Origin of the sequence: Bifidobacterium sp. B4111 (assembly GCF_026537235.1) — a bacterium.
Taxonomy (GTDB): Bacteria; Actinomycetota; Actinomycetes; order Actinomycetales; family Bifidobacteriaceae; genus Bombiscardovia.
On the sequence record NZ_JAFNMO010000006.1, the window covers coordinates 1 to 25,267 of the forward strand.

18 protein-coding genes, 1 tRNA gene and 1 pseudogene are annotated in these 25,267 nt (G+C 61.5%); 6 read left to right on the forward strand and 14 right to left on the reverse strand.

Going from position 1 to position 25,267, the window contains the following annotated elements; translation table 11 throughout:
• From J3T93_RS08815 to J3T93_RS08850, 8 genes are all read right to left on the reverse strand, one after another.
• Window positions 1-2,048, reverse strand: a 2,048-nt coding sequence (locus J3T93_RS08815; protein ID WP_267431370.1) for an InlB B-repeat-containing protein, incomplete at its 3' end; no start/stop codon positions are given.
• A gap of 274 nt (window positions 2,049-2,322) precedes the next feature.
• Window positions 2,323-2,934, reverse strand: a complete 612-nt coding sequence (locus tag J3T93_RS08820; RefSeq protein ID WP_267431371.1) for a LytR C-terminal domain-containing protein — start codon at window positions 2,932-2,934, stop codon at window positions 2,323-2,325.
• A gap of 10 nt (window positions 2,935-2,944) precedes the next feature.
• Window positions 2,945-3,865, reverse strand: a complete 921-nt coding sequence (locus J3T93_RS08825) for a 4-(cytidine 5'-diphospho)-2-C-methyl-D-erythritol kinase (protein WP_267431372.1) — start codon at window positions 3,863-3,865, stop codon at window positions 2,945-2,947.
• Window positions 3,862-4,743, reverse strand: a complete 882-nt coding sequence (gene rsmA / locus J3T93_RS08830; RefSeq protein WP_267431373.1) for a 16S rRNA (adenine(1518)-N(6)/adenine(1519)-N(6))-dimethyltransferase RsmA — start codon at window positions 4,741-4,743, stop codon at window positions 3,862-3,864. Before rsmA ends, J3T93_RS08825 begins: the two co-directional genes overlap by 4 nt.
• Before the next feature lie 32 nt (window positions 4,744-4,775).
• Window positions 4,776-6,179 carry a G5 domain-containing protein gene (locus J3T93_RS08835; RefSeq protein ID WP_267400884.1) on the reverse strand — a complete coding sequence of 468 codons (1,404 nt, stop codon included), beginning with the start codon at window positions 6,177-6,179 and terminating at the stop codon, window positions 4,776-4,778.
• Window positions 6,180-6,584: 405 nt separating this feature from the next.
• Window positions 6,585-6,658 (reverse strand) — tRNA-Thr (locus J3T93_RS08840).
• Between the two features lie 110 nt (window positions 6,659-6,768).
• Entirely contained in the window at window positions 6,769-7,692 is a 924-nt protein-coding gene (locus J3T93_RS08845) for a DsbA family protein (RefSeq protein WP_267431374.1), read from the reverse strand.
• A 61-nt stretch (window positions 7,693-7,753) separates the two neighbouring features.
• A complete protein-coding gene (locus J3T93_RS08850; protein ID WP_267431375.1) occupies window positions 7,754-9,769 on the reverse strand; it encodes a serine/threonine-protein kinase in 2,016 nt (671 codons plus the stop codon).
• A 175-nt stretch (window positions 9,770-9,944) separates the two neighbouring features.
• On the opposite strand from J3T93_RS08850, the gene J3T93_RS08855 reads away from it, so the two are divergent.
• From J3T93_RS08855 to J3T93_RS08865, 3 genes and pseudogenes are all read left to right on the forward strand, one after another.
• Window positions 9,945-10,343, forward strand: coding sequence for a carboxymuconolactone decarboxylase family protein (locus J3T93_RS08855; RefSeq protein WP_267431376.1), 399 nt, complete (start codon window positions 9,945-9,947; stop codon window positions 10,341-10,343).
• Window positions 10,344-10,543: 200 nt separating this feature from the next.
• On the forward strand, window positions 10,544-11,671 hold the full coding sequence (locus J3T93_RS08860; RefSeq protein ID WP_267431377.1) for an ABC transporter ATP-binding protein: 1,128 nt from the start codon (window positions 10,544-10,546) through the stop codon (window positions 11,669-11,671).
• Between the two features lie 172 nt (window positions 11,672-11,843).
• Window positions 11,844-13,205, forward strand: a pseudogene (locus J3T93_RS08865) (DUF4032 domain-containing protein); the annotation flags it as partial.
• 418 nt (window positions 13,206-13,623) lie between these two features.
• On the opposite strand, the gene rlmB reads toward J3T93_RS08865, so the two are convergent.
• From rlmB to J3T93_RS08895, 6 genes are all read right to left on the reverse strand, one after another.
• A complete protein-coding gene (gene rlmB, locus J3T93_RS08870; RefSeq protein ID WP_220236540.1) occupies window positions 13,624-14,616 on the reverse strand; it encodes a 23S rRNA (guanosine(2251)-2'-O)-methyltransferase RlmB in 993 nt (330 codons plus the stop codon).
• A gap of 339 nt (window positions 14,617-14,955) precedes the next feature.
• Window positions 14,956-15,723 carry a carboxymuconolactone decarboxylase family protein gene (locus J3T93_RS08875; protein WP_267431379.1) on the reverse strand — a complete coding sequence of 256 codons (768 nt, stop codon included), beginning with the start codon at window positions 15,721-15,723 and terminating at the stop codon, window positions 14,956-14,958.
• A gap of 102 nt (window positions 15,724-15,825) precedes the next feature.
• Window positions 15,826-16,470, reverse strand: a complete 645-nt coding sequence (locus J3T93_RS08880; protein WP_267431380.1) for an NAD(P)H-binding protein — start codon at window positions 16,468-16,470, stop codon at window positions 15,826-15,828.
• Window positions 16,471-16,995: 525 nt separating this feature from the next.
• Complete coding sequence (dcd, locus tag J3T93_RS08885; RefSeq protein WP_024627087.1) at window positions 16,996-17,577, reverse strand: dCTP deaminase; 582 nt, start codon at window positions 17,575-17,577, stop codon at window positions 16,996-16,998.
• An 836-nt stretch (window positions 17,578-18,413) separates the two neighbouring features.
• Window positions 18,414-19,817, reverse strand: a complete 1,404-nt coding sequence (locus J3T93_RS08890; RefSeq protein WP_267431381.1) for an MFS transporter — start codon at window positions 19,815-19,817, stop codon at window positions 18,414-18,416.
• Between the two features lie 13 nt (window positions 19,818-19,830).
• Window positions 19,831-20,823, reverse strand: a complete 993-nt coding sequence (locus J3T93_RS08895) for a nucleoside hydrolase (RefSeq protein WP_220236534.1) — start codon at window positions 20,821-20,823, stop codon at window positions 19,831-19,833.
• 273 nt (window positions 20,824-21,096) lie between these two features.
• Between J3T93_RS08895 and fbaA the strand changes: the two genes are divergently transcribed.
• The 3 genes from fbaA (at window position 21,097) to gtfA (ending at window position 25,263) form a co-directional block, all read left to right on the forward strand.
• Window positions 21,097-22,161, forward strand: a complete 1,065-nt coding sequence (gene fbaA / locus J3T93_RS08900) for a class II fructose-bisphosphate aldolase (protein WP_267400862.1) — start codon at window positions 21,097-21,099, stop codon at window positions 22,159-22,161.
• 182 nt (window positions 22,162-22,343) lie between these two features.
• On the forward strand, window positions 22,344-23,645 hold the full coding sequence (locus J3T93_RS08905) for an adenylosuccinate synthase (protein WP_267431382.1): 1,302 nt from the start codon (window positions 22,344-22,346) through the stop codon (window positions 23,643-23,645).
• Window positions 23,646-23,748: 103 nt separating this feature from the next.
• Window positions 23,749-25,263 carry a sucrose phosphorylase gene (gtfA, locus tag J3T93_RS08910; RefSeq protein WP_267431383.1) on the forward strand — a complete coding sequence of 505 codons (1,515 nt, stop codon included), beginning with the start codon at window positions 23,749-23,751 and terminating at the stop codon, window positions 25,261-25,263.
• The last annotated feature ends 4 nt before the right edge of the window (window positions 25,264-25,267 follow it).

Sequence of the window (25,267 nt, forward strand, 5' to 3'; positions counted from 1 at the left end):
AACAGGCAGCCGTCGGCCTTCGGGTCCGGCTGGGGGCGTTCCGCCTGCCCGTCCTGGGTGACGGCCTGGCTGGGGGGCATGCCCGCGGGTGCGGGGCAGGAGCTGTCCTTGGAGGTGAAGCCGACCTGGTATTCGGGGGCGATATATGTGTATTGCAGGTGCGCGTCCGGCTGCGGCCCGTTCCTGTTCCAGACGACCCTCACGTCCACGGCCCCCGGGGCATGCTCGGGCGTGGACGCCTGCCAGGTGCCGTCAGGGTTTGGCGTGATCCCCCCCATGGCCTTGGCCTGGCCGAACAGGACATCAGTAGGCGTGGTGGCGCCGGGGAAGACGACCATGACCGGCCGGTTCCGGTCGGTGGTGGTGCCGTCGCCCAGCTGGCCAGTGTTGTTGCGCCCCCAGGCATATAAGTTGCCGTCCGATCCCAAAGCTGCGGAATGAGTCTCGCCTAGGCTGATGTGTTTCCAGGTGAATCCGTCGGGTGCGTCTGTGGGCTTTCGGATCAGGGTTGGCCTGTTCCGGTTGGTGGTGGTGCCGTCGCCCAGCTGGCCGCTGCTGTTGCCTCCCCACGCGTACAGGTTGCCGTCGGAGCCAATGGCTGCGGAATGAGCGCCTCCTAGGCTGATGTGTTTCCAAGTGAATCCGTTGGGGGCGCCTTGGGGCTTGTCGATCTTGACTGGCCTGGCCTGGTTGGTGGTGGTGCCGTCGCCCAGCTGGCCGCTGCTGTTGCCTCCCCACGCGTACAGGTTGCCGTCGGAGCCAATCCCTGCGGAAAAATTGTTGTTTAGGCTGATTTGTTTCCAAGTGATCCCGTCGAGTTTGGCTGGCTTGTTTCGGTCGGTGGTGGTGCCGTCGCCCAGCTGCCCGGAGTCATTTCTTCCCCAGGTGTAGAGGTTGCCGTCCGAGCCGATCGCTGCGGAATGAAACCAGCCGAGGCTGGCTTGTTTCCAGGTGAATCCATCGGGCGCGCCTTGGGGCTTGCCGACCAGGCCTGGTCGGTTGGCGGGCGTGATGTTCGTGTCCCTGCCCAGCTGGCCGTTGCTATTTCTTCCCCAGGTGTAGAGGTTGCCGTCCGAGCCGATGGCTGCGGAATGCCAAGCGCCTAAGCTGACTTGTTTCCAGGTGAATCCGTCGGGCGTGCCTGCGGGTTTGCCGACTAGGACTGGCCTGCTCCGGTCGGTGGTGGTGCCATCTCCAAGCGTGCCGTTACTGTTGTCTCCCCAGGTGTAGAGGTTGCCGTCCGAGCCGAACGCCGCGGAATAATAGCTGCCTAGGATGGTTTGTTTCCAGGTGAATCCGTTCGGCGCTCCTGCGGGCTTGTCGACCAGGATTGGCCTTTTCTGGTTGCTGGTGGTGCCGTCGCCCAGCTGGCCGCTGCTGTTGTTTCCCCAAGTATAGAGGTTGCCGTCGGATCTGATGGCAGCGGAGTGAAAGCCGTTCAGACTGATTTGGTTGAAGCGGATGCCTCTTGGCTTGGGTGGGGTGAGGGTGACCTTGGCGCCTCCGGCTGCGGGCCCTTGGGTGGGGCTGATGGTCCACTGCTGGCTGTCAGTGCTGGTCCACCGGGCGGTCAGGGTGACATCCCCGGTGACGGGCTGGCTGAAGTCGTAGGCGACATCGCCTTGGAACCAGCCGTCGAACAGGTACCCGTCCCTGGACGGGTCGGGGCTGGGCCGGCTGGCCTGCCCCCCGTCGGGGATGGTCTGCCCGCCGATGCTGCTGCCGCCGGCCGGGTCGAAGCTGACCGTCCAGGTTTGGGAGGATTGGGCCTGCGGCCGGCTGCCTGTGGTGTCGGCCAGGCCGGTCCTGGCGGGCGCGGCGGCTGGGCTTGGGGTCGTGTGGCTCAGGGGTGAGGACGTGGCCAGAGGCGAGGATGACGATGCAGCCTGCGGGCTATCATCCCTGTAAGGGTTCTCCCCCTGCTGTTTGTCCAGGGTAGCGGGCACGGCGGTGCCGTCTGGGCTGCTGGTGCCCCCAGCCAAAGCGGGTGTACAGGACAAGGCGAGAAGAAAGGCCAAGGCGGCTACCATGCCCAAACGCTGACGCATGATGAGCTGACTCCTTCCTTCGCAGAGCCTGCTACAGCATTCCCCCGGACATCGCACTCAAAACTGTAACAAGCGCGCGAACACCCACAACCCAAAGGCGTTGCACCGACTACCATATCACGCACGCAAACATCCCTCCCTGCCGCCGGGTGTCACCACGCCTGGTGTTTGCCTGTCGTTGTACTACAAGCGCAAACGCCTCCGGTTGATGGTTCCGCAACAGCCGGGTCCGTGCTCCTGGGCGGGATGCCAGGCCGGCAACATTGCTGCGATGTCAGGCCTTGGGAGCCTTGGGCAGGTTCTTCAGGGAGGAGGGGTCAGCCAGGCAGCCTTTGATGGCTTTGATGTTACGGCCTACGACAGAGGTGCTGTCCTCGTCGTTCAGATCGGTAAAGGTTGCTCCGATGACCACATCGATCAGATCGTCGCTGCGGTCGTCCATGACCAGAACGGCATCGTTGAATTGGGACCCCACCGTGTAGCCGCGATCAATGGCCGAGGCGCCAAAGCGTATCTGGGTGCGCGCTGTCTCGGTCTTGCCCGGATAGTCTGCCACATCCTGCATGTTGAATCCCCGATTGCGCAGGGCCGACGCCAGGGCAGTGGCCAGACCGGACTTGTTGGTTCCGTTGAGCACCCGCACACGGATGTCGGGGTGGTTGACCAGCTTGGACTTGTCGGGCGGGCAGGGCACAGCGACCCCATAGTTGGGCTTGGCGATAGTGGCGTGTTTGGCGGTATGCCCGATGGACCCGAAGATGATCAGTCCGCAGATAATCAGGATGGCAACCAAGGCGCTGACGACTATGGTGAAGACCATCTTCTGCCGCCGTCGCACGAACTGCCTGCGGGCCTCGCGTTCGTCGAGTGGTTCGGGATTCGTCATGTTGCCTACTCTACTGTCCATGGGTGACTCGCAGGGGAACCATCCTGGGCAGGACTGGCGAGTCAGCCTCAATGATTCTGTCCACGGCATTCTGCTCCCGCCAGAGTCTTATCAGTGTTGCCGCCTGGTCCAAGTGAGGAACCATAGCCACCACCGATGGGCCAGATCCCGAGACGAAAGCTGGCCCTGCCCCTGCCCGCCGGGCCAGATCCAGAGCCAGGAGCGAGCGTGGGTGAAGAGCGCAGGCGGTTTTTTGCAGGTCGTTCAGGTCGCCGGGGCTGGGGCCGATCGCGTCGAAGGCCTTGTATACCTGGGCCGTGCTCAGCTGATCTTCATAGGCGCCGATCAGCAGGCGACCGGTCAGTCCGGCATTGCGCAAGCTTCGAGCCTCTGCGCCAGCCGGATCCAAAGGCTCCAGAACCTGGCCGAAACCCGAGCCGTGGCTGAGACCACCATGCAGGCAGAAGGGCAGGTCTGCGCCCAGCCCGGCGGCGATCTCATCCAGTTCAGCTGCGCTCAGCCCGAGCTCCCAGAGCCGGTTCAGGCCCAGCATGGTTCCGGCCGCATCCGTGGAGCCCCCGGCCAGACCGGCACCCACCGGTATTCGCTTAATGATGCGGATGTCCACATCCGGCTGATGCCCGGTGGCCTGGGTCATGGCTAGGAGGGCCTTGACGGCCAGGTTTGCATGGGGATCGGCGTCATTGTCAGCCAGATCACCCAGATGCTCGCCTTCCATGTGCAGCCTGAAACCGCTGCCAGGCTCTCTTGGACGCAGCTCCACTCTGTCAAGGATGCTTACGGCGCTGTAGATGGTGTCCAAGCGGTGACGGCCACCCCAGTCCGCTCGGGCGGGTCCTACCCGAAGTAGCAGGTTGAGCTTTGCCGGGCAGTCCAGGGCGATCCCCTCCCTGCCGACGGCCGGGCTCACGCGGCCACCTCGCGGTCGGCCCGCTCCAGGGCGGCGAATTCCGCAATGGTCATGGTCTCTCCACGTCGGCTCGGATCGATACCTGCCGCTTTGAAGGCCTCGGGAGACACCAGGCCCTTCAGGGCAGCATGCAGGGTCTTGCGGCGCTGGCCGAAGGCAGCGTCGATCAGAGCGAAAACCCGAATCCGCGTTCGCTCGTCCTCGCCGATGTGTCCTTTCTCGTTACGGACAAAGCAGACCAGTGCCGAGTCGACATTGGGAGCGGGCCAGAAGACGTGACGTCCGATCCTTCCCGCTTGGGTGGCACGGCCGTACCAGGCCAGTTTCAGGCTGGGGGTGCCGTAGACCTTGGAACCCGGGCCAGCCGTCAGACGATCCGCTACCTCCTTCTGGACCATGACCAGGAACCGGTTCAGATTGGCGAACCGGGCCAGAAGGGTCAGGATGATGGGAGTGGCCACGTTGTAGGGCAGGTTGGCTACCAGGGTCAGGTCGGCGGTTCTGCCCGCGTCGCCTGCCAGCTGAGGGGTCAGGGTCAGGGCATCCCGGTTGATCACGGTCAGCCGGTCCAGGGCTTCCGGCATGCGTTGGCTGACGGTCTGAGGCAGGCGCCGGGCCAGCCCGGAGTCGATCTCGTCGGCGGTCACCAGACAGCCTGCCTCCAGTAGCCCCAGGGTCAGGGATCCCAGACCTGGACCCACCTCCAAGACGGACTGACCGGGCTTCACCTCTGCCAGGCGGACGATCCTGCGGACAGTGCCTGGATCGATGACGAAGTTCTGGCCCAGGCGCTTGGTGGGATGGATGCCGGCCTGGTCGGCAATGCGTCGGATATCGGCGGCGCCCAGAAGGCGGTCGTTCTCGGTTCTCGTGTTCATGTCGGTTCGCTGCTCGTGAATGCAGTAGGGAGTCAGTACCAGTTGTACTGTTCCGAGTGACGCCAGGCCGTGCTGGGATTCCCGTATTGTTGGGCGATATACCAGAGGCCCCAATCGATTTGGATGGCAGCATCGTCATGCCAGTTGGCACCGAACTTACTCATTTTAGAGCCCGGCAGGCTTTGGGGGATGCCGTAGGCACCGGAGAGGTTTTCGGCATCCCATTGCCATCCTGATTCTTTGTTCCAGAGTTTCACTAGGTCTGCGAACTGCGAACCTGTCCACCCGCGCTGAGCAGCTGCGCCCGAGGCATAGGTCTGGGCAAGCTCTGCGCTGGCATGCCAGAGGCCGCTTGGAGATGGACTTGGTGCTGGCGACGGGGCTGGTGTGTTTTCGTTCTGGCTCGGGGGGTCTGGTTTGGGCGTTGTATTCGAGCCTGATGGTTGTGATGTCTGCGAGGGCGTGGTAGTTGTCTTTCCCGACTGCGCATCCTTGCTTGGCGAGGAGCTTGGAGAGGAGGTGTCCTTGGCGTGATCGGACCCCTTGTCCTTGGACTGCTGCCCGCTGCTCTGCCCCTCCTTTGGCTTGTCGGGGCCGACGGCCACCACCTGATCCACTGGCATGGCCACGGTCTCCTCCTTGACGACCTGCTCCGATTCTGCCTGTCCGTCCACATAGGTGACCTGGATGGTCTGCAGACGCTGGCCGGCTACGCCCTCCTGTCGGATATGGGTCTGGCCTGGCGCCAGGTTCGGGTCGACCACGGTACGTGTGGCAAAGGCCAAGGGGATGGTCTTCTGGGTGTTCCCGTGGGTGACCCGTCGGACACGCAGAACGGTGGCGCCCTGGTCGTGCTCCACGCTGACGCGGTCCTCCTTGCCCAGCACGATGCCCTTGGAGTCCAGGATGGAGGCAGCCGGAAGCTTGCCGTCAGGGGCCACCGAGGTCTTCCCGTCGGCCACGACCGTGACCGGCCCCGCCTGGTTGATGACCAGACCGCCAGTCAGCTGGTTGTAGACGTTGCCTATATCCACGGTGACCTTCATGGCCTGCTTGCGGTTCTCCTCGAAGAATCCCAGCAACTGGTCCATGCTGGTGGCTGTGGTCCAGAAAGGCACTCGCTGGCCCTGGATGACGATGGTGGTCTGATAGGCGGAACGCACAGTGACTGCCGCATGGTTGTTCAGCTGGCCTCCGGAGGTGGAATCGACCAGGTCGTGGGTCTTGACCTTGATTCCCTGCTGGCGCAGCAGGCCGTCCACGCTGTAGGCGTAGGTGGTCACCGTTTTGGTCTGCCCGTTGACGCTTAAAGCCACGCTCTTGCGTGCAGTGATGCCGAAGGCCAAGGCCATGGCCAGAACGACCAGGATCGCGCAGGAGGCCACGCGGATCCTTCTGAGCATGACAAAACGCCGCGGCGTCCAGCGTCTGGCCATGTGCTCGCCTCCCCGTTCCTGCCTTGTCTGTACCTGGTAATTCTAGCGGCGCGGGCATGGAGCTAAGCCAGACAATCCGCAAGGTCGGGCAAACATCCACATTTGTTACAGATGGGTGGCAACAAAAAAGCCGACCTGGCCGTCATCGGTCAGTCGGCTTCTCAAGACCCGGGCCTTGGGCCGGCGGATCAACGTCAAGAGGACGGGAATGAAGGGGAATGATCCCGTCCTCGAATACGAACGGAGATGGTTGGGGAAAAAGCTCCGTTCGTACTTCGGAGAACGAGCCTCCGAAATGACTTACTCGAGGGAAGTATTTGTAATTATCCAGGTAATGTCCATTATTATAGCCTGTCCCGAGACGAAGCTGAATATGTGGAATAGGGGGGTTCATTCCTGGCGTAGAGCCTCCTGTCAGAGTCGAACTGACGACCTGCCGCTTACAAGGCGGCTGCTCTGGCCAACTGAGCTAAGGAGGCGGTCCCGGTGGTCCATGACAGCATTCCAGGCCGCGGTACGGAATGATATCCTACCATCACCGTGTCCCCAAGGGGACGCTGGGCGCGAAATTCTTCTCGACCTGACCGGTTCAGTTCAGCGAGCGCGGTTGGCCGGAGGCGCCGATGGTCGGCATGGCACCCTTGACGCCCACCTTGGACTGGCCCAGGCCCAGAGTCTTGAGCAGGCCCGAACGATAGTCCAAGCCCGCCTGGGACAGGTTGCCCAGTTCCCAGTAATTGCCGTTGATGCGAACCGTGGGCGTGGTCATCTGCCCCTTGTTGGATCCGGAGGGATTCCAGAGCTCCTTGCGCAGGGGCGTATAGGCATCCATGGCCTTGATCCAAGCCCGGTAGTGACCCTTGACCGCCTGATCGGCAACCTTGGGATCAACCCCGGCCTTGATGGCCTGTTGGCGGATCTTGTCGTTGCTGATGGGGTGATAGTCGGACTCATCCGGCTGGAAGTCCTTGGCGTAGAGATTGGCGATGAAAGGCAGCAGGTGGTCGGGGTCGTGCTGGGCCACGTAGATGGTGGCCGTGCCCGTTCTGCTCGAGTAGTTGTCGGTGGAGAGCCGGTCCATGAAACTCATGGGGTAGATGACCAGGTTGATCTGCCCGGCGTCCACAAGACTGGTCAGGGTGGAGTCCAGCCCGCGATGCAGGGCGCCGCAGCCTGGGCACATGAAGTCCATGTAGATCTCCACGGTCGGAGCCTTGGCCACCGGCTTGCCCAGCCCCTTGGAACTGATCAGGAAGCCGCCTTGGTCATTGGCGGCCGAGGGCTTTTCCTTGACTCGTGCGACGGCCTGACGGGCCTGCTCCAGGTCCTGGGTCTTGACCGGGCGATGGCTGCGCCAGTATAGGAATCCGCCCAGAGCGATCAGTGCGATGAGCACCACGGTGACGATGACGCCGATCATGGTCTGCTGGCGGCGCTCCTTGGCCTCCTGGAGCCGCCGGGCCTCTTCCTGGGCCCTGAGCGCGGCCTTGCGGTTCTGCTTGCCCTTGGACATGACCTGGATCCTTTCCTTGGCATACTGAGCATAGTGTAGCCGCCAGGGGTGGAGGTCGGTCTTAGGCGCGCAGGAGGTGGATGGGGGCCCAGTCCATGGAGGGCTGGGCAATCAGCCCGGCCAGGAGGACGGCAGTAATCAGCAGCCAGATCAGGAGCAGAATCCACCTGCGGCAGGGGCTGCTCGGCGCCTCGGGATCCTGACGACCAAGGGGAATACGGCCCGCTGCCAGACGTAGGACCATGTTGCCGCTGTTCGCTTTGGGGGTTGAACGGTCCTGTGTGGGCAGGGTCGCCAACAGCCATCCGGCCAGCGTTGCCAGGGCCATGGCCAGTCCGCCGACAGACAGGGGCCTGGCCGCTGGCAGGGGGAAGGTCAGCAGATGCTCGCCTAGGGTCAGGCCTGCGCGAACGGTTGTGAGGGCGCCCGCCCAGGTCAGCGGCAGGGCGACTAGGACTTGGACAAGGATCATGCCCGGCAGGCGGAGCAGGGCGGCTGCCAGGCCCTTGAGCAGGTGCCAGGGAAGGGCGGCTGCGCTTAGCAGACGATCGGTGCCCCGCCGAGGTCCGTTACGGCGCAGCTCGCGTTCGATCTGGGCTTTTATGCTCCATCCGGTAGTGCTCAGGGCCCAGAGGAGGATTCCGGCGGTCGCCAGAGCCGAGACCGGGGCCAGTGCTGTCAGCAGGGCGGGAAGGATTCCCAGCAAGACCAGGCAGGGAGTTCCCGCTTTCAGGTAGCGCAGACGTCGCATCTGGGCGGGAGGCTGGTCTCCCAGCCAGTGGGCGTTCGCCTCGTTGCGGTATCCGCTGGGCAGGGGCTGTGCCGGCGGTAGCGAATCCTGAACGGCGGTGGCTTGAAGATCTTGGCGATCGGCTAAGGGTTGCCGATCCTGCCAGGTCTGTGTCTGCTCTTGCTGCTCCTCGGCTGCAGGAAGGGGATCCAAGAGGCTGATGGGCTGCTCCGAGTCGGGCAGGAGGGTCGTCTGTTCATCTGCTTCGCTGTCTGCGGGGGGTTGTGACCAGGCCGTCCGCGGACTGTCTGGATCGGCCCGCGCGATCGGCGGCATGGGCATGGTGGCCGGCTCAACGACCATGGTGGGGGAGTCGGCCTGCCCCTCAGCTTCCGAAGAGCCGCCGCCAAAAGGGCGCATCGTCTCCTGGCTGCCCTTGCCGGTCTGCTGCTCTCCCGCATCATGGTCGTCTTGCTCACCCTGCCAGGCCTGCGGATCCATGGCGTCCCGACTGATGGCCTCCAGGAGTTCCTGAGGTGTGCAACGCGCGCCTCGATCGGGGGAGAGGGCCGAGCGCAGGGCTCTCATGGTGCCCATGGGTAGCCCGGACAGGTCAGCATTGCCTGAGGCCTCCCGCTCCAGGACCGCCATCATGGGTTTGTCGCCGAAGACCGCCCGTCCGGTGGCTGCATAGGCCAGAACGGCTGCCGTGCTCCACCAGTCGGTTTCCTGGTCGGCCTCGGCTCCATCGATGATCTCCGGGGCGATGAAGCCAGGGGTCCCCATGACCAGCCCGGTCCGGGTCACATGGCTCTGCCCCTGGCCCATGGCGATGCCGAAGTCCACCAGCACCGGCCCCGAGACCGAGATCATGACATTGGTGGGTTTGATGTCCCGGTGGACGATGCCCGCCCGGTGGACGGCTGCGACGGCATCGGTCAGCTTGTGTGCCAGCCGCTCCAGGTCGTCGCCCCGATAGGGACCGTTGACAGCCACGTCGTCGTGCAGGTTGCGCCCCTCGATCAGCTCGGTCACGATGAAAGCCAGAGCATCATCAAGTTCCATATCCACGATTCGGCAGACGCCTGGATGACGGATTCGTTGCAGGGCCAGGGCCTCGCGTCGCAGGCGCTCGCGTGCCGAGGCGCGGTCACGTTCGTCGAGGCTGTCTGACGAGACCTGGTCCTCCTCCAGGGATTCCCGTAGGATCTTCATGGCGTAGTCCTGGCCACCGCCATCCCGTGCGCGCCAGACGGACCCCATGGCTCCGCCGCCCAAGGGCTCAATCAGGGTGTAGCCCCCGACCAGCCGTCCCGGCCCCAGGTCCAAACCCTCAAGATCGCTCATATCTCCATTGTGCCCCAACTGGTTGAAAAGCACCTGATTGTGGCCGCTGCTGTTTCGCCGCATCCAGGATTGCCGCAGATGGCTCGACTGCCGGCGGCATAGTGCGCAAACAGGCGTTGATACAATATTCTCGGCTGGGGAAAATGCAAACAACAGAAAGAAGGGAAGGAACTTCATGGAAGCTTCGCGCTTTGACAAGGGATCTGAGGCTTTGGCCGCTATCGATGGCAAGGGAGGCCAGGCTGTCATTGACTCCCTTCAGGACATAGCGCCGGACCTTGGACGCTGGATCGTGGAATTCGCCTTTGGCGACATATACACGCGGAAAGGACTTGATCTTCAGCAGCGGGAGCTGGTCACCATAGGCAGTCTGGTCACGCAGGGTGGCGCAGCTCCGCAGCTGGCCGTTCACATACAGGGAGCCTTGAATGTGGGGCTGAGCAAGGAGGCTGTGGTCGAAGCCATACTCCAATGCGCTCCCTACGTGGGATTCCCGCGGGTCATCAACGCGATCAACGTGGCCAGGACGGTCTTCGAGCCTAGCTCCGAAATTTCCGACAAGACCAAGGATTGAGTCGGCAAGGGTTCGCACGTCGAATTCAGTCATTGGTGTATAGTGGGCACTGGCTCAAGGGAGAGTTTCTCTTAACCAAAAAAGAAAACCGTCGTATGGCCATGCCGATGTCGGTGTTGACCCCGGGGCGGAAACCACAGTGAAAATCAACCCTTCACTACGGATCGTTCGGCACGTACCTGCCGATGAAAGGATGAACAATGGCAGAAGTGGTATTCGACCACGTCACTCGTATCTACCCGGGCAACGATGAGCCCTCGGTCAGTGACCTCAGTCTGGACATCAAAGACGGCGAATTCCTTGTTCTGGTAGGGCCTTCCGGCTGCGGAAAGTCCACCACCCTGCGCATGCTGGCCGGCCTGGAGGAGGTCAACAAGGGCCGCATCATGATTGGCGACAAGGACGTGACGACCATGCAGCCCAAGGACCGCGACATCGCCATGGTCTTCCAGAATTACGCCCTTTACCCCCATATGACCGTTGCCGACAACATGGGCTTCGCCCTGAAGATCGCCGGCACCCCCAAGGATGAGATTCGCCAGCGGGTGGAGAAGGCCGCCGAGGTGCTGGATCTGACCGAATACCTGGACCGCAAGCCCAAGGCTCTGTCCGGCGGTCAGCGTCAGCGTGTGGCCATGGGCCGCGCTATTGTGCGTCAGCCCAAGGTCTTCCTGATGGATGAGCCTCTGTCCAACTTGGATGCCAAGCTGCGTGTCCAGACCCGTACTCAGATTGCTGCTCTGCAGCGTCAGCTCAACGTCACCACCCTGTATGTGACCCACGATCAGACCGAGGCTCTGACCATGGGCGACAGGATCGCCGTTATCAAGCTGGGTGTCCTGCAGCAGGTGGGTGCGCCCACTGAGCTCTATGACCGGCCGGAGAATGTCTTCGTGGCCGGCTTCATCGGCTCGCCCTCTATGAACATCAACATCCATCCGGTGGTCAACGGCCAGGCCAAGATAGGCGAGGATACCATCAGCCTGCCGCGCGAGGCCGTTGACAAGCTGACCCCCGACGATCAGAGCAGGATCGTCGTAGGCTTCCGTCCCGAGGATGCCTCTCTGGCCGGCACTGGCGAGCCGGATGCCTTCTCGCTGAAGGTGGCCAATGTGGAAGACCTAGGCTCCGACGGCTACATTTACGGCAATATTCTGACCGACAACAGCGCAGCTGAGCAGACCATCGTCATGTCCGACCAGAACAAGCTGACCACCATCCGTGTCAACCCGCGCGATCTGCCCAAGGTTGGCGACGTGGTCAAGATCCACATCGATCCGGAAAAGATGCACTTGTTCTCCCCGGCCAGCGAGTTGCGGCTGAACTGAGCGTCTCTGCGACCCTGAGGTTCGGCTACGGTTTCCCCGTCGACCCGTAGGGCCCGTATTGATCATTGATATTATCTCCTTTCCTTATTGACCGGGTGACCAAGAGCCCCGCGCGGTGCATCCGTGCGGGGCTCCTCCCGTATAGGATGGGCGGCGATGGGATGGATGAAGCATGACTAGCGTGAACATCAATAGGGCGACGGCCTCCTCTCTGGACCCCCGCGCATTGAAAGCCACTTCAATAAAGACCACGGCCGATCCCTCCTCAGAGCAGGAGCCGGCTGCCCTGCACATCACGGCCACCAGCTCCAATCCCAGGATGTTCACCTTGCCTTGGGAGCGGCCGCTGGCCACCTGGCCGCGGGATCTGCTGGCCAACCTGCCCAGGGGCATCTCCCGCCACGTGGTTCGCTTCGTCCATGTCGGTGACGATGTCTACGCCATGAAGGAGATCACCCAGCGGGTGGCCGAGCGTGAGTACGAGCTCCTGCGTAAGTTGCAAAAACTGGAGCTGCCCACGGTCAATCCCATAGCCGTGGTCACCGGTCGGCACACTCGCGAAGGGGAGCCTCTTGAGGCCATGCTGGTCACCCAGCATCTGAAGTTCTCACTGCCCTACCGTGCCCTCTTCGCCCGCAACCTGCGTCCGGACACGGCCGAGCGCCTGATCGATGCTCTGGCGGTCCTCTTGGTGAGGCTCCATCTGGCAGGTTTCTACTGGGGAGACGTCTCCCTGTCCAATGTGCTCTTCCTGCGTGATGCCGATGCCTTCTCAGCCTTCCTGGTCGATGCTGAAACCGGCGATCTGCACCCCAGTTTGACCGACGGCCAGCGCGAGTATGACATTGACCTGGCCAGGACCAACATCATCGGCGAGCTCATGGATTTGGACTCCGGCAATCTTCTGGCCGGCGAGGTGGACGAGGTTGGCGTGGGCAACCGGCTGGTGGACCGCTACCATTCCCTCTGGAGCGCTCTGACGGACGTGGACAGCTTCGATCCGGACGAGATGTGGAAGATCGAGCGCCGCGTCAACCGGCTCAACGATCTAGGCTTTGACGTGGACGAGCTGGAGATGAAGACCGAGGAGAACGGCAACCGGGTGTTGGTGCGCCCAAGGGTGGTCGATGCCGGCTACGCCTCCCGCAAGCTGTTGCGGCTGACCGGCCTGGATGTGCAGGAGAATCAGGCCCGGCGGCTGCTCAACGATCTGGATGCTTACCGGGCATCTACCTGGCGGCAGGGCGAGGACCTGGAGATCGTGGCCACCGACTGGATGCGCGAGGTCTTCGAGCCCACTGTGCGTATGATTCCACCGGAATACCGATCGCAGATCGAACCGGCCCAGTTCTTCCACGAGGTGCTGACCCACCGCTGGCTGATGGCCGAGAAGGCCGGCCACGACGTGCCCATGGCCGAGGCCGTGCAGAGCTACATCAGTGAGTCCCTGCCAGAGTACCGGCTGGATTCCGAGGACATGAAGACCATCAACGAAGAGGCGGACGCCGGCGTGGTCGATGACGAGATGAACTGGCAGGGTGCCCATGCCCAGGCTGGTCAGGGTAAGCAAGTCACCCGTGATCAGACCGACAAGGATGCAAATGGCCATGAAGTGAAAGGCCATGACGCAGCTAACACAAGGGCGACTGAACAAACCGATGTTGGAGGCCAGACCGGAGCGGGCACGCAGAAGGACCGTGACTGGGCAGGCGAGGAGGTGCCGTCGCAACCAGTCTTTGAAGACACGAATGGCGGTCGAAGCTCGCTGAGATCGGTCTACGCCCCCGGCAGCCTGGATGCGGCTGCCGACCAGGATGACCAGGATGACGCGGTCTGGGCCTCCAGCTGACTCTTGAGTTTGTGCGGCAAGGGTCCGCTGCATGTCGGCCGCTGCACGCAGACTGTTGCCGCTTGGGACTGTCCGTCTTCAGATTGCCGGTGCCTACCTAGGGCTATTTGGCTTGGTGCGCGGACCGTCGGCGTGCCATGGCTACGGCGTAAAGGCTGATGCCAGCTGCAACCGAGGCGTTCAGGGATTCCACCGAGCTGGAGATGGGGATGGAGGCCAAGGCATCACAGTTCTCTCGGACCAGGCGGCTCAGCCCCTTGCCCTCGGACCCTAGGACCACCACAAGAGGATCAGTCTCGAAGCCAGTCTCGCCTACTATGGCGCTGCCTGCGCCGTCCAGGCCAACCGCATAGTAGCCGCGCTCTTTAAGCCCTTGAATGGCCTTGGTCAGATTGACCACACGGGCCACGGGCAGGTGGGCGGCGGCTCCGGCAGACACCTTCCAGGCCGCAGCTGTGACCGAGGCGCTGCGGCGCTCGGGCAGAACCACTCCCGAGGCTCCGAAGGCTGCGGCTGAACGGATCACGGCCCCTAGATTCTGCGGATCGGTTACTCCATCCAGGGCGATGAACAGCGGGCGGGCGGCAACCTTGGTCTCCTGGTCGGCCCCGTCTAGGGCGGCTGCGTGCTTTTCGGCCCTGTCGACCAGGCTCTGCAGGGAGGCGTACTGGTAAGGCTGCACCTTGAGGACCACACCTTGGTGGTTGCTGGACCGGGCGATGCGGTTCATCTCTAGGCGGTCGGCTTCCAGCAGGTTGAGTCCCTCCTGCCCGGCCAGTCGCACGATCTCTCTGGTCCTATCGTCATGGTCCATCCGGGCGGCCAGATAGAGCTGGCTGGCCGGGACGCCTACACGCAGGGCTTCCAGGACTGCGTTGCGGCCGATAACCAGATCGTCGGAATCAGAGGTGAATCGGTCGGCCCGGCGGCGGGCAGCCAGACGTGGATCGGCCGCTTGTCTGCGCTGGGCCGCCTGCCGGGCCTTGTAGGCCTTGTGGTAGACGCGATCCTCAGCTTTGGGGGTAGGCCCTCGGCCGCGCAGTTTGTTGCGGTGCTTGCCGCCCGAACCCTTGGTCGGGCCTTTCTTGTTAGCCATGCTCTCCATACTAGGGGCAGGCGGAAACCGGCCGGTCTGCCAACCAACCTCGCATTCCTGCATCCACGCGCCGGAAGGTGAGAAGGGAGGCCATCTGAAGGTTCCTGCGGATACGCTGCTGGATTTGTCCTCGTCCGAAGAGCCCAAGATGGCCCGGCCGAAAGGCTGGGTGGAGCGTCTGCCGTCGCCACGTGTCCGTCGGTACCGGCTGAGCCAACGGCGGCTATCAGCTGCAGTATGGCCTGGTCGTGCAGTAAGGGTGAAACAGCAATGATTCGGTTGGAATTATCGTCCTTCCCGCTGGAGATATTATCCACCCAGGTTTATTTATAAGGCGGTTCAACCCAGGGCGGCCACCTGTTCGGAATCGGGGAAGTCCAGCCACTCGACCGGTGACTGGCCTTCCCGGGTCGGGGTGACGGCGACGTGGGTCATGGATGAGTTCCTCGATGCCCCGTGCCAGTGTCTGACGCCTGCGGGGCAGAAGACCACATCGCCTGGCTTGAGCTGCCGAGGCTTCCGGCCCTCTTCCTGCTCCCAGCCCAAACCGGCCGTAACCAGGAGGAGCTGGCCATGTGGGTGGGTGTGCCAGCGGTTGAAGCAGCCGGGGGCGAAGGTGACGTTGCCTGCTGAGCATTCCACATCTGGTTCGGTTAGGTGGTACAGCCAGGCATGACCGGTGAAGTTGGGGCCATCGGCAGGGTCCCCTAGGGGGTAGAAGCCGGAGTCGGGCAGGACGTCTGCCTGGTTCATGGCCTCTGATCGGCCTGCGTCCGCCGTTGCTTCCTCATCGCCGAAGATCTCCTTGGCCAGGTTGAAGGCGCTCCAGGCCTTGGGCCAGCCGGCGTAGAAGGCTAGCTGGGTGATCAGTTCCACCATTTCGGATCTGGTGACCCCATTGCGCTTGGCCAGGTTCATGTGGCTCTGCAGCTGGGGGAAGAGGCCCATGGCCATCAGCCCGGCGCAGGTGATCATGCTCCGGTCGTGGGCCGAGAGTTCCTCCTCGCGGGACCAAACCTGGCCGAAAAGCACGTCGTCGTTGAAGTGGGCGAAGAGGGGTGCGAAGTCGCCGAGCTGATCGTGCCCAGCCGTCTGTTTGATTGCCATGATAGTTCTCCTTCTTTCATGTCCGCCGTCATTTTGGCATATCTACGATATTCGGGTCTTTTGGTTGCTGCGGGTCAGAGCACCTGGATGTTTGGAACGCCGTCAGCCCACCCAGACCGGCCTGTCGCCATCGGTGCTTGGTCGGGATATGCCCAGACTGGCTCGGCTGTGCTCGGCCGGGTCGGCCAGGATCTTTTCAATCAGGTCCGCTATAGAGTTCCGGGACACGGTCGTCCCTCTGTACGGTTGACCTTTCTCAGTCAGTTCGTAGTCACGGTCGGGCTGGTCATCCAAGTAGGCGGCGCGGATGATCGTGTAGTCCAGGTCGGAATCTTCGATGAGACGTCCTGCCCGACGGGTGTCCTCCATGACCTCATGGCCGCAGGACTCCTCGACCCAACGGCCGAATTCGCCCGGCACCTCATGGTAGAGCCCGAGTCCGGTAATCCAGATCAGGCGCTTGACCCCTGCCTGTTCCATGGCCCGGACCGTTTTGTCGGCCATGGGCTCGAATTGCCCGCCAAGATCGGCCAGGACGATATCCTGGCCCTGCATTGCATGAACAAGGTGGGGATAGTCGTTCACGTCCCCCTCGATGGTGGTTTCCCTGGTCGGGTCAAGGACGGGCAGTCGGTCGGCGATGCGCAGGTACTCGGTCAGGTGCGTGTCGCTTTCACCGGTCAGCAGGTCCTTCCGGACCAGGCGGGCTATACGACCGTTGGCGCCCAGTATCAGCAGATTGGTCATCCATTCTCCCGTGGCGAGTTGTTTGTGGTAAATCGTCTCTTTATCTGTACGCCTTCAAGTGGGCTTGAAGTCAAGTGACGTGGGCATGGCCAGGACCAGGACATTGTCAAGGCTGTGCGGGAGGACTGCGGCATTTTCAATGATATCTGCAAGTTCCTGCGCTACCACTCTGCTCCAACATGGGCGAGGTCTTTGGCGCCATCCCTCTCCAGCCTGAAGCCTGGCCGCAATTCATTAGCCTTCTGCATGGTCAGATTGTATGCAATTCTCAAGTGAGATATCGGGCAAGCCGGGTACTTCGTTGAGTGAGATGCCGATTCTATTCTGCGGACGAGTCCGTAGAAAACGCGGGTCTATGTCTGCCTTGCTCATACGCCCCATAACTGGAGGACGTATTTGAATCCCAATGAGTGAGCCTTATGAAAACCATGCATGAACAGGCCGTTGAGCTCATGTAGCGGCATTCTGGCTCTTTACGTCAATGGCGCCATGCAGACTTCATGCAAGTTCAGTCGTGTTGCTTCGTCAGTCCGAGACATCGGCCTTGTAGAAGTTGACGTAGGAGCGGGAAGGGGTTGGACCGCGCTGGCCCTGGTAATGGGAGCCGTTGTGCTTGGATCCATAGGGGTACTGGGCCGGGGAGGAGAGTTGGAAGAAGCACATCTGGCCGATCTTCATGCCTGGCCAGAGTTTGACCGGCAGGGTGCTCACGTTCGACAGCTCCAGGGTGATGTGCCCTTCAAAGCCGGGATCAACGAAACCGGCAGTGGAGTGAGTCAGGATGCCCAGACGGCCCAGGGAGCTCTTACCCTCCAGCCGGGCTGCCAGGGTGGAGTCCAGCTTGACATACTCCCAGGTGGATCCCAGAACGAACTCGCCTGGATGCAAAATCCAGGGTTCGTCCTTTGGCACCTCGAACTGCTCAGTCAGTGCACCCTGGTCCTCTGCGGGATCCACATAGGTGTACTGATGGTTGTTGAAGACCCGGAAGTAGCGGTCCAGGCGCACATCCACGCTGGAGGGCTGAACCATGGCAGGTGTCCACGGGTCCAGATTCAGATGTCCTGCCTGGTGGGCATCCAGGATGTCATGGTCGCTGAGCAACATGCCGAGGTATCTCCTTTAGGCTCGTTCGTCGAGGGTCTCTCCTTGGGCGGGAAACCATCCGAAATCCAGTCTAACCGGCCCTATGCCCGCTTCTGATCTCGCTGGATTCACAGAGAATTCTCAGATAACACTATCGTCGCCATAAGGTAGCTATTCTTTACTATAAATGTCGGCTCAAAAACCGAACGGGCGGCTGACCTCCGTCCGACAACTGATTTCCCTTTCTTCTCTCTCGCCCGGCGATGTTCACGCACCGTCGGGTTCTCTTCATTGTGGGGAAGTATCAGTGTGTCGACGTTTCACGTGAAACCGCACGGCCAATGGCTCGATTGAGCTCGTTAAGGTCTATTGCGGGACGGTCAGGCGTTTGCAAACCCATGAGTCCTGCAAATCAATGAGTCGCTTCGTGCTTGGCTGGGCCGGTCATCTGCCCTTTGGATTTCTGCTTCTCTGGATGTGAGACGAAAGGTTGACGGATACCAAAATGGGATGAAAAGTTTCATGGAGCCGCATTCTGGGACTCCTCTTCTCTGGCGTCTGTATAAGTTGTGTTTTATAGGCAAAGGATTGAAGGTAGGGGCCGACGATATGGAAGAACCCCCGTCAGTTATGGCTATGACGGGGGTTCTCCACCGGGGGGAGGGACGGCGAACTTCTCGCCTTCGGCGGCTGAGGGAAGAGGGGGACTATCACAATGCCGAAAGCAGTCCGAACCCCGCTCCCTCCCCGGTTCGCGCGGCCGGGTGCCGGGTCTGGGCCTGACTCATTCCCAAGACTGGGAAGAGCGGACCGGGCCGTGCAGCTATCCGACCAAGTATGTATGTGTCACACCAGCCTTACTCCTGGGGAGCCTTGGCTGACATGGCCTTGTGGAAGACGGTCACGATGATCAGGGCCAGCAGGGCGGTCAGCGCCATGACCCAGAACATGTTGGCCACCTGAGCCTGGATGCCGGTCTTGACACCCCCCAGAGCATGTGACCCGAATTGGGGATTAGCCATGAGTCCGCTGTAGACAGCCATGCCGATGGAGGCCGAGGTATTCATCATCAGATCCCCAATGCCGATGCCGCGTCCGTTCTGGTCCACGGGCAGGGTGGCCGAGAAGGAATCGTAGAGGGGTGTGTAGGACATGGTGATGCCGGCGATGAAGACCGAAGCCAGCGCAGTCAGGACCCAAAAGCCCGAGGTGAGCGAAAGGGCCGACCCTACGGCTCCGGCGATCATGAGCAGTGCGGACAGGATCAGCATAGGCAGGCGTCCCATGGCGTTCATGATGACTCCGGACAGGCAGCCCACCAGGGTGGCCACGATGTAGACGATTGTCAGGCAGAGGGAGACCTGGCTCAGGGAGATCCCGTAGATCCGGTCGCCGATCACGTTGTAGATGGGCACGCAGGCAAAGTTGAAGAAGTAGAAGACGAAGAGGGCCAGCAGGACAGCCATGTAGGCGCCGTTGGTCACGAACCCTCGGCTCAGGAAGGGGTTGGCGCCCTTCCAGACATAGCCGGCGAAGATCAGGATCAGGACGGCCAGCACCCCCAGCATCCAGGTGGCTGGGAAGGAGAAGTAGACGGCCACGAACCCGGCGATCAGCGCGAACAGGGCGATGCCGAAGACGTCGATGCGCTCACCCTTGATGCCGGTGTCAGGCGTGTACTTGAGCACCGGAGGGATCAGGAGAATGGAGACCAGCGGTACCAGGAAGAGGTAGCGCCAATCGATGGAGGTGATCAGGCCGCCGGCGAAGATGCCCACCGCAGAGGAGGCGTAGTAGACGGCGTTGAAGATACCCAGATAGAAGGCGCGCTCCTTGTCGCTCAGGTATTTCATGGCCATGACCAGGAAGACCGAGCCGGCCACCTGGCCACCCGCTGTCTGGATCATGCGGGCCAGGACCACGGCCCAGAAATTCGATGCGCCGAAGAAGCCCAGGAGGCTGCCGATGATCAGGGCGCCCACGCCGAACAGGGTCATCTTCCGAGGGGAGATGTAGTCGCAGAGGGTTCCGTAGAGCATGCAGACCACGCCCAGGACGATGCCAGGCAGGGTGCTGATCAGCGAGGCGTTGGCGGACATTCCCAAGGAGTCGCCCACGTTCTGGAAGACCAGGTTGAAGGCCTGGATCATCAGTGTGCCCAGCAGGAAGATGGTCAGCAGGGCCGGCAGGGCCCGCTTAGTGCTGCGGCGGTTTTCATCAACGGTCGCTTCGGTAGTCTCGGTGGTGATGGATTCGCTCATGACTGCCGTCTTTCTAACGTTCGTTCTCGGTCTTGCGCACCAGGGTCAGAAGCCTGTCCATGAAGCGCCGGGTGAACCGCTCGGTGTCGATCGACAGGGCAACCTTGGTGTTCTTGACTGTGTCCAGGAGCCTGCTGGGGTCACCGATGGTACGGGCCCGCTGTGGTCCTTCGGTCTCGACCATCAGGTTGGTGGCGAAGGTGGTGACCAGGCTGGGGTCGATGGCTACGGCGGCGGCCAGGGGGTCGTGCAGGTTGCAGCCCCCCAGGTAGACCCCGCTCTCTTTTTCGCTGATGTCGATGTAGTAGTCGGTCATGTCTGCCAGGAAGCGGCCGGCGCTGGTGCCTGTGGCGCGCAGGGCCTCGGTGTCCTCGCGGCTCATCAGAGCCTGGGTGGTCACGTCCAGACCAACCATGGTGATGTCTGCGGTGGTGGCGAAGACCCGGTTGGCTGCCTCAGGATCCTGGTTGATGTTGGCTTCTGCGAAGGGTCCCACGTTGCCAGGCTGGGTCAGAGTGCCGCCCATCATAACAATGCTGATGCGGTCGACGATGTCGGGGGCCTTTTCCAGGGCGGCGGCGATGGTGGTCAGGGCGCCGGTGGGCACCACGGCCAGCTCGCCCTTGGGGTAACGGCGGACTGCGTCGATGATGAAGTCCACCGAGCTCTGCTGGCTGGCCTGCCGATCGGTCTGTGCTGGGATTTCAACATTTCCAGTGCCGTTGGCCCCGTGGAAGATCTCGGAGTCCGGCGGAACGCTGAAGGAGTCGGTCGTGCTGGGGTGGTCGATCCCCTTGAAGACGGGGATATCCTCCCTGCCGTACATGGCCAGCAGCCGCAGATCGTTGTCGACGCCTTGGTCGAGCACCACGTTGCCGTAGGTGCCGGTGATCCCGATCAGTTCGGCATCCGGGGAACCCAGGACGTAGGACAAAGCCAGCGTGTCATCGATGCCAGTGTCCAGATCCAGAATGATCTTGCGGACGGTTTCCTTACTTGCTGACACGTTGGTCTCCTTCCCAGAAGGATGGGCAGCACCAACCTTCTGCTTACCTATGTCGTGCCTTCCCTAGGCTGATTCGTTACTGCTGTGAAACAAACAACCTGTTTGATGTAACGTTTCATCAAACTGTACGGAGCTAAACTACCCGCGGCTTGGAGGCTTGTCAAAGTGCGTCGTGGTGTGTTCGCCATCAGGGCAGAGACCTGCGATCTATCGGTGGTGTCTGCGGCAGCGGGTCTTTTGCCGATTTTCCTTGCAGCCGACGATAATGAGGGTATGACTTTAGCGACTCCTGAACGGTATGTGGCGATGCTCGATGCGGCCAGACGGGGGTCCTACGCCTATCCCGCCATCAATGTGACCAGCACGCAGACTCTGAACGCGGCCCTGCAGGGATTGGATAACGCTCAGTCCGACGGGATCATCCAGGTCTCGGTGGGAGGTGCCGCCTACCTCTCCGGACAGCGCCTGGCCGACCGGGTGGTTGGTTCCATCGCCTTTGCCAGATTCGCCCATGAGGTGATCGCCCGCTATCCGAGCATCACCGTGGCCCTGCATACGGACCACTGTGCCCCGAAGTACCTGGACGAATGGGTTCGGCCTCTGCTGGCCTACGAGAAGGACCAGGTGGCCCACGGTCAGGATCCACTCTTCCAGTCGCACATGTGGGACGGTTCCAGCCTGTCTCTGCGGGAGAATTTGGCCACGGCGGCAGAGCTGCTGGAGCAGTCCCGGGCCGCCCACACCATTCTGGAGATCGAGGTAGGCACTGTCGGTGGCGAGGAGGATGGTCATTCGGCCGCTATCGACCAGCGGCTCTATTCCTCGCCCGAGGACGGTCTCAAGGTGGTTGATGCCCTGGGTCTGGGCGAGCGCGGCCACTACATGGTGGCCTTCACCTTCGGTAACGTGCACGGATCCTACAAGCCCGGTGTGGTCAAACTGAGGCCCGACCTGCTGGGGCAGATCCAGGCCAGGACCGCTAGAGCCGTATCCGAGGGAGAGGTTGGCGGCATACCCTCCCCGGGTTCCCCTGCCGATAAGCCCTTCCTTTTGGTCTTCCATGGTGGTTCTGGTTCGCAGCCGGAGGAGATCGCCTCCGCCGTCGCTCATGGCGTGGTCAAGATGAATGTGGATACCGACACCCAGTACGCCTTCACCAGGGCCGCGGCAGGGCACATGTTCGCTAATTACGACAAGGTCCTCAAAGTGGATGGAGAGGTCGGCGACAAGAGCGAGTACGACCCCCGTTCCTGGGGACGCCAGGCCGAGGACGGGATGGCGGCTCGTGTAGTCGAGGCCTGCCAGCAGTTGGGCAGCGCGGGACGTGCCATGAGATGACTGACAACCGGCCGTACCAGGAGGATCTTGCGGGCGTGGAAGCCACGATTGGCTGCTGAGCCCGTTCAGGCCTTATGGTGCCTGGGTCGGTCGGTCTTGCGCTCCATACGTAGGGTTAGGCTCGTCTATGGATGGTCTGCCGTCATTTCCTTGGATGGCGACCAGTGGATAAGGAGCATCGTATGCCTGGAATCGTGATCGTTGGGGCCCAGTGGGGCGACGAGGGCAAGGGCAAGGCAACGGATCTGATCGGCGAGCATATGGACTATGTCGCCAGGTTCAACGGGGGCAACAATGCCGGCCATACCGTGGTCGTGGGCGACCAGGAGTACGCCCTCCACCTCCTGCCCTCGGGGATCATTCACCCGGCCATCATTCCGGTCATCGGCAACGGCGTCGTGGTCGACCCGGCCGCCCTCTTCGAGGAGATCGACGGGCTCCAGTCCCGCGGCGTGGACTGCAGCCGGTTGAGGATCAGCGAGTCTGCGCACGTCATCGCCCCCTACGACCGGACCCTGGATAAGGTGACCGAACGCTTCCTGGGCAAGCGCAAAATCGGTACCACCGGTCGTGGCATCGGCCCGGCTTACGCCGACAAGATCAACCGTGTGGGTATCCGCGTGCATGACCTCTTCAACACCGACCACCTGCGCGACAAGGTCGAGGCCAGCCTCCACCAGAAGAACCAGATGCTGGTCAAGCTCTACAACCGTCGTGCCATCGACGTCGATGCCACTGTGGACGAACTGAGCGAATACGCGGATCGCCTGCGCCCCTACGTGGCCAACACCTCGCTCATCCTCAATAATGCCCTTGACCGGGGCAGGAACGTCCTCTTCGAGGGCGGCCAGGCCACCATGCTGGACGTGGACCACGGTACCTACCCCTTCGTCACCTCTTCGAACTGCACGGCCGGCGGTGCCTGCACCGGAACCGGGGTCGGCCCCACCAAGATAGATCGTGTGGTCGGCGTGGCCAAGGCCTATGTGACCCGCGTGGGTGAGGGGCCCTTCCCCACCGAGCTCGACAATGAGCAGGGCGAATGGCTCCGTAAGCAGGGCCATGAGTTCGGGGTCACCACCGGTCGCCCCCGCCGTTGCGGCTGGTTCGATGCCCTGGTGGCCCGCTATGCGGTCCAGATCAACGGCTTGACCGACATCGTCCTGACTAAGCTGGATGTCCTTTCCGGGCTGGAGACCATCCCCGTCTGTGTCGGCTATGACGTGACCGGGGCCGACGGTTCCCGGGTCCGTGTCAATGAAATGCCTACCGACCAGGCTGAATTCCAGTCCGCCCAGCCGGTCTACGAGGAGCTGCCGGGCTGGGGTGAGGACATCTCCGGAGCTCGCAGTTTCGAGGAGTTCCCCGTCAAGGCCAAGGACTACGTCCACCGCCTGGAGGATATCTCCGGCTGCCGCATCTCGGCCATCGGCTCGGGCCCCGGCCGCGACCAGATCGTTCAGATCCACTCCCTGACGGACTGACGAATTCGTCAGTGTCGTGTAGTGTCCTTGGCTTGTAGGATGCTTGTAAAATCGATTTTATAAAATATCCCGAGTGGCCCTGCAGGCGTTGTAAGGAGAAATCGTGGATAACAAGGTTCAGCTCATCGCCTATGCGGATCGTTTCGGGGACGGCACTCTGGCGTCCTTGACTGAAATGCTGCGAACCAGGTTCGATGGTGTTTATTGCGGCGTTCACATATTGCCTTTTTTCACCCCGTACGATGGCGCGGATGCCGGCTTCGATCCAATCGATCACACCAAGGTGGATTCGCGTCTCGGGTCCTGGGAGGACGTTAGGGACCTTAGTCGCACCCATGGGGTCATGGTGGACACCATTGTCAACCACATGTCATGGGAATCCAGAGAATTCCAGGATGTCATGCGCCGGGGCGAGGCAAGCCTTTACCACAATATGTTCCTAACCATGTCTTCTGTCTTCCCGGAAGGTGCTTCGGAAGAAGATTTGGCGGGTATTTACCGTCCTCGTCCGGGTTTGCCCTTTACCCAGTACGACTGGGCGGGAAAAACGAGATTGGTCTGGACCACTTTCACCCCACAGCAGGTCGACATTGACACCGGGACTGAGCAGGGGTGGAACTATATCATATCGATTCTCGACAGGCTGGCAGAAAGTCGTGTACGGTACATCCGTCTAGATGCTGTCGGTTATGGAGCCAAACAAGCCGGCACCAGCTGTTTCATGACTCCAAAGACCTTCGAACTGATCGGGGCCATCAAGCAGGAGGCTGGGAAGCGCGGTCTGGAAACCCTGATTGAGGTTCATTCCTATTACAAGAAGCAGATTGAAATAGCTGCTAAAGTCGATCGGGTCTACGACTTCGCTTTACCGGCTCTCCTCCTTCACTCGATTTATACGGGTGATTTGGAAGCACTGACTCATTGGGTAAGCGTGCGGCCGGACAATTCTGTCAATGTTCTGGATACACACGACGGTATCGGCGTCATCGACATCGGCTCTGATCAGATGGATAGGAGCCGTAAGGGGCTGGTTAATGATGACGAGGTCGATGCTCTGGTACGAAATATCCATCGGAGAACGGCTGGTCAGTCGCAAGAGGCTACGGGAGCTGCAGCTAGCAATCTGGACCTTTATCAGGTTAACTCCACCTACTACTCGGCCCTGGGATGCAACGATCGTCTCTATCTGGCGGCCCGAGCTGTGCAGTTCTTCCTACCCGGGGTTCCTCAGGTCTATTACGTCGGTGCTCTGGCGGGAGTGAATGATATGGGTCTTCTCAAACGGACTGGCAACGGGAGGGACATCAACCGGCACGTCTTCCCGGTCAAGGAGATAGACCAAGCCCTTAAGCGTCCCGTAGTCCACGCTCTTAATGCTCTGTGCAGACTGCGTAATCAGCTGGATGCCTTTGATGGTGACTTTTCATACGAATTGGTTGACAGGGGCCCTCTCCTCCTAAGATGGGAGGGAGAAACAAGCAGGATTCAACTGACCTTTGACCCTACAAAAGGAACCAACCCGGAGGATGTCATCTCCGTGGCTGAGCTGGATTGGGAGAGCAGGACAGGGCGTTATCACAGCTCGGATCTGCTCCAGGATCCACCTATAATCGTCTGATAGA